The organism is Streptomyces sp. SID3212 (genome assembly GCF_009865405.1).
Classification (GTDB): Bacteria; Actinomycetota; Actinomycetes; order Streptomycetales; family Streptomycetaceae; genus Streptomyces.
This window is the reverse complement of the sequence record NZ_WWJY01000176.1, coordinates 1-4,873: the sequence shown is the minus strand read 5'-3', so window position 1 is coordinate 4,873 and position 4,873 is coordinate 1. Positions and strand designations below refer to the sequence as shown.

At 74.5% G+C, this 4,873-nt stretch carries 4 protein-coding genes; 3 read left to right on the top strand and 1 reads right to left on the bottom strand.

From position 1 onward, the window contains the following. A partial coding sequence (locus GT042_RS05200; RefSeq protein WP_202532374.1) for an FAD-linked oxidase C-terminal domain-containing protein occupies positions 1–1,861 on the top strand: 1,861 nt, incomplete at its 5' end. Positions 1,862–1,925: 64 nt separating this feature from the next. On the opposite strand, the gene GT042_RS05195 is transcribed toward GT042_RS05200, so the two are convergent. After that, positions 1,926–2,789: a LysR family transcriptional regulator gene (locus GT042_RS05195; RefSeq protein ID WP_161307513.1), complete on the bottom strand. Its 864-nt coding sequence runs from the start codon at positions 2,787–2,789 to the stop codon at positions 1,926–1,928. 109 nt (positions 2,790–2,898) lie between these two features. On the opposite strand from GT042_RS05195, the gene GT042_RS05190 reads away from it, so the two are divergent. Both GT042_RS05190 and GT042_RS05185 read left to right on the top strand, forming a co-directional pair. Further along, the gene (locus GT042_RS05190; protein ID WP_161307512.1) at positions 2,899–3,954 is read left to right on the top strand and encodes an EamA family transporter; all 1,056 of its coding nucleotides are present in this window, start codon (positions 2,899–2,901) and stop codon (positions 3,952–3,954) included. Positions 3,955–4,039: 85 nt separating this feature from the next. Continuing rightward, positions 4,040–4,837, top strand: a complete 798-nt coding sequence (locus GT042_RS05185) for a TIGR03084 family metal-binding protein (protein WP_161307511.1) — start codon at positions 4,040–4,042, stop codon at positions 4,835–4,837. Positions 4,838–4,873: the final 36 nt, after the last annotated feature.

Sequence of the window (4,873 nt, the reverse complement as noted above, 5' to 3'; positions counted from 1 at the left end):
TCCGGCCGGGATGCGGGCGCTGTGGCGGGTACGGGAGGACGCGGCCGGGACCGCGACCCGGATGCCCGACGGCAGCGAGGCGTGGCCCGGCTGGGAGGACTGCGCGGTGCCCCCGGCCCGGCTGGGCGCGTACCTGCGCGACTTCCGCGCGCTGCTCGCCCAGCACGGCCTGCGGGGCACGCCGTACGGGCACTTCGGGGACGGCTGCATCCATGTCCGCATCGATTTCGACCTGTTGGGCGAGGACGGCGTACGGCGCTTCCGGCGCTTCTCGGAGGAGACGGCCGCGCTGGTCGTCGCGCACGGGGGCTCGCTGTCGGGGGAGCACGGCGACGGGCTGGCGCGGGCGGAGCTGCTGCCGGCGATGTACGGGCCCGAACTGGTCGCGCTGTTCGGCCGGTTCAAGGACGTCTGGGACCCGGCGGGCGGGATGAACCCGGGCGTGCTGGCGCGCCCGGCGCGGCTGGACGAGAACCTGCGGTTCGCCGTGCTGCCGCGCGAGCCCGTCGACGTGGTGTTCGCGTATCCGCACGACGGTCCCGGCGGGGGAGGGGACTTCTCGGCGGCGGTACGGCGCTGCGTGGGCGTGGCGAAGTGCCGGGTCGCCGGGCCGAACGAGGGGGCGGGGGTGATGTGTCCGTCGTTCCGGGCGACGGGCGAGGAGCGGCACTCGACGCGCGGCCGGGCGCGGCTGCTGCACGAGATGCTGGCGGGACGGGCGGGACAGGCGGGCGGGCCGGTGGGCCGAGGGGTGACCGACCCGGTGGTGACGGACGGCTGGCGGTCGACGGAGGTACGGGACGCGCTGGACCTGTGCCTGTCGTGCAAAGGGTGCCGGAGCGACTGCCCGGTGGGCGTCGACATGGCCACGTACAAGGCGGAATTCCTGCACCACCACTACCGGGGCCGGCTGCGCCCGGCCGCGCACTACGCGATGGGCCGGCTGCCGGTGTGGCTGCGGGCGGCGACCCCGTTCGCCCGTGTGCTGAACGCGGCGGCGCGGGTGCCGATGCTGGCGGCGCTGGCGAAGAGGGCGGGGGGAATCGCGCGGGAGCGCACGCTGCCGGCCCTGGCGCCTGAGACGTTCACCCACTGGCTACGAGGCCGTCAGGCGAGTGAGGCGCCCGCCCACTCCACCCCCCGGGTGACCCTCTGGCCGGACACCTTCACCGAACACCTCGCACCGGAGGTGGGGCGGGCGGCGGTCCGGGTGCTGGAGGCGGCGGCAATCGGCTGCGCGGTGCCGGAGGGCCGGGTGTGCTGCGGGCTGACGTACGTCTCGACGGGCCAACTGGACCAGGCACGCAAGGTGATGCGCCGCACGCTGGACCACATGCAACCTGTCCTGGACGCGGGCGGGCCGGTGACGGTCCTGGAACCGAGCTGCGCGGCCACCCTGACCACCGACCTCCCGGAACTACTGCCGGACGACCCCCGAGCATCCCAACTGGCCGCAGCGGTACGCACCTTCGCCCAAACCCTGGAGGAACAGGCCCCGGCCTGGACCCCACCCCACCTGAACCGCCCGGTCACCGGCCAGACCCACTGCCACCAACACGCGGTCCTCGGCGACGAGGCGGACCGCGGACTCCGCGAACGAGCTGGCCTGACAGGCGAGTTGAGCGGCGGCTGCTGCGGCCTGGCAGGCAACTTCGGCTTCGAGCGAGGCCACTACGAGGTGTCGACGGCGGTGGCGGAAGACGAACTGCTCCCGGCGGTACGGTCAGCACCCCCCGAGGCCGAACTCCTGGCAGACGGCTTCTCCTGCCGCACCCAACTGACCCACTTGACCGCCCACCACCCCCGCCACCTCGCCGAAGTCCTGGCGGAGGCGCTGGACCAGCGGTCGGAGGAGCCGTAGAGCCTGGTTCATGGGGCCCGACTCGTGAGGCCCGGCCCGCAGAGTCCGGCCGCTTGAAGGCGGCCTACGTGCCCGTGGCCAGTTGCCAGGCCAGGGTGGCCAGATCCTGGGTGGCCGGGTGGGCGGCGCCCTCGCGCCAGGCCAGGAAGACCTGGAGCGGTGGGGCGTCGGGGAGGGGGCGGTAGGCGACCCCGGGGTGGGGGTGCATGTCCGCCGTCGACGCGCTCGACACGCCCACCCCGCGGCCCGCCGCGATCCCCGTCAGCCAGTCGTCCGTGTTCGCCACCGTCACCGTGGACACCGGGCCCGCCTCCGGAGGCCACAGGGACGGGGTCGTCGTGCCCGAGACGGTGTTCACCAGGATCCGGTGGGGCGCCAGGTCCGCCAGGGTCAGCGTCGGGCGCGCCGCCAGCGGGCCGTCCGCCGGCACCGCCGCGACGCGGGGTTCCGTGAACAGCAGCTCCGTCACCAGCCCCGGCGTCCCCACCACCGCGGGTCCCCGCAGCAGCGCCGCGTCGACCTCGCCCCGGATCAGCCCCGCCGTTCGGTCGTCGATCCTGAGCAGCTCCAGCGGGGTCTCCGGGTGCTCGCGCTCCCAGCGCCGTAGCAGCGGTGTGGTGTACGGGCCGAAGGCCGACCACGCGTGCCCGAGCCGCAGCGGTCTGCGGCGCAGCCGGCCCGTGTCGAGGGCGTCGTCGAACGCCGCGACGGCGGCGGCCGCCCGCTCGCGGAAGGCGCGGCCCTCCGCCGTGAGGGCGAGGTGATGGGTGGAGCGCTCGGCCAGCCGTACGCCGAGGTGCTTCTCCAGGGCGACGAGGTTGCGGGAGACGGCGGGCTGGGTGAGGTGCAGCCGGGCCGCCGCCCTGGTCAGGCTGGACTCTTCGGCGATGGCCAGGAAGCAGCGGAGATGACGCAGCTCGATGCTCATGCGTGCGGAGCATAACGGCAGTCCAAAAGGCATTTCACGGGCGCGGCGCGGAGCCGTAACGTGAGTCCGGGCGTCAGCCTGCCCGACCACGACATTCTGGAGGTTTCCGGTGGATGAGCCGCGTACCGCTGCCGCTGCTCCCGCCGCTGCTCCCGCCGCTGCTTCCGCCACCGCCTCCGTCGCGGTGCCGGAGGTCTCGGGTGTCGTGGAGGCCGGGGGCGTCCCGGAGGCCGCGTCCCCCTCCCGCTCCCTCGGGCCCGTCGCGCTGGTCATCGGGGGCGGGCTCTCCGTGCAGTTCGGGGCCGCCATCGCCGTCCTGCTGATGCCCCGTACCGGCGCCCTCGGCGTGGTCTCCCTGCGGCTCGCGCTCGCCGCCGTCGTCCTGCTCGCCTTCTGCCGCCCCACCCTGCGCGGCCACTCGCGCGCCGACTGGGGCACGGTTGTCGTCTTCGGTACGGTCCTGGCGGCCATGAACGGGCTCTTCTACCAGTCCGCAGACCGCATCCCCCTCGGCGCGGCCGTCACCCTCGAAGTCCTCGGCCCGCTCACCCTCTCCGTGATCGTCTCCCGGCGGTGGGTGAACGTCCTGTGGGCGGGGCTCGCGCTGGCCGGGGTGCTGCTGCTCAGCGGCGGCGGGTTCGACCGGCTCGATCCGCTGGGCGCGGCGTTCGCGCTCTCGGCGGGCGCCATGTGGGCCGCGTACATCGTCTTCAGCGCGCGGACGGGCCGCCGCTTCCCGCAGGCCGACGGCCTCGCGCTGGCCATGGGGGTCGGGGCGGTGATCGCGCTGCCCTTCGGCATCGTGGAGTCCGGGTCCAAGCTGATCGTGCCGTCGACCCTCGGGCTCGCGCTGGCGGTCGCGCTGATGTCGTCCGTCCTGCCGTACACCCTGGAACTGCTCGCCCTCCGCCGCATGCCCTCCTCGACGTTCGCCGTGCTGATGAGCCTGGAACCGGCCATCGCGGCGAGCGCCGGGTTCCTCCTGCTGGACCAGGCGCTCTCCACCACCGAGGCGCTGGCGATCGCGCTGGTGATCGCGGCGAGCATGGGGGCGGTACGGACCCAGGTGGGGCGGCGGAAAGCGGGGCCGGGGAAGCGGGCGGCAGCTCGCGCGACGACCGCGCCCACCGCGACCGGGAGCGCCGGAGCAGGTGCCGAGAAGTAAAGCAAGCACGCTTGCTTGTTTCTCCGGCCCCTGAGATGCTCCGGGACACGCACACCGCCGTGTCCGAGTCCGAGGGAGCGCACCCGTGTCCGACTCTGCCTCAGTCCTGGACGATCTGCGCAGCGAGAGCGACGAACTCGACGGCCTGGTAGGTGAGTTGGGCGTACGGGACTGGGGCCTGGCCACCCCCGCCCCCGGGTGGACCGTGGCGCACCAGATCGCCCACCTCACCTGGACCGACAGCGCCGCGCTGCTCTCCCTGACCGACAAACGGGCCTTCGCCACGGAGGCGCGCAAAGCCCTCGCCGCGCCTTCCTCCTTCGTGGACGGCGGCGCGCGGGAGGGCGCCGCGCTCCCGCCCGGCGAACTCCTCGCCCGGTGGCGCGCGGGCCGCGACCGCCTGTGGGAGGCCCTGCGCGACACCCCGCCCGGCGCGCGTTTCTCCTGGTACGGGCCTCCGATGAGCGCCCCCTCGATGGCGACCGCGCGTCTGATGGAGACCTGGGCGCACGGCCAGGACATCGCCGATGCCCTCGGCGTGCGGCGCGTGCCGACCGCCCGGCTGCGGCACGTCGCGTGGATCGGGGTACGGACCCGCGACTACGCCTACTCCGTACGGGACGAGCCACCGCCCCCCGAGCCGTTCCGCGTCGAACTGACCGGTCCGGATGGGGAGTTGTGGTCGTACGGCCCCGAGGACGCGCCCCAGCGCGTGACAGGACCCGCGCTCGACTTCGGCCTGCTGGTGACCCAACGGGCCCACCGCGCCGACCTCGCCGTACGGGCCCACGGGGCGGACGCGGACCGCTGGCTGGACATCGCCCAGGCGTTCGCGGGCCTCCCGGGCGCGGGCCGCGCGCCGAAGGGGGAGGAGCCGAGATGACCGGAGGCGAGATACCCGGCGCCCCGACCCCCGGCG

Coding starts and splice junctions, on each gene's coding strand:
- GT042_RS05195 (WP_161307513.1), bottom strand. CDS start 2,789: ATGAGCATCGAGCTGCGTCATCTCCGCTGCTTCCTGGCCATCGCCGAA.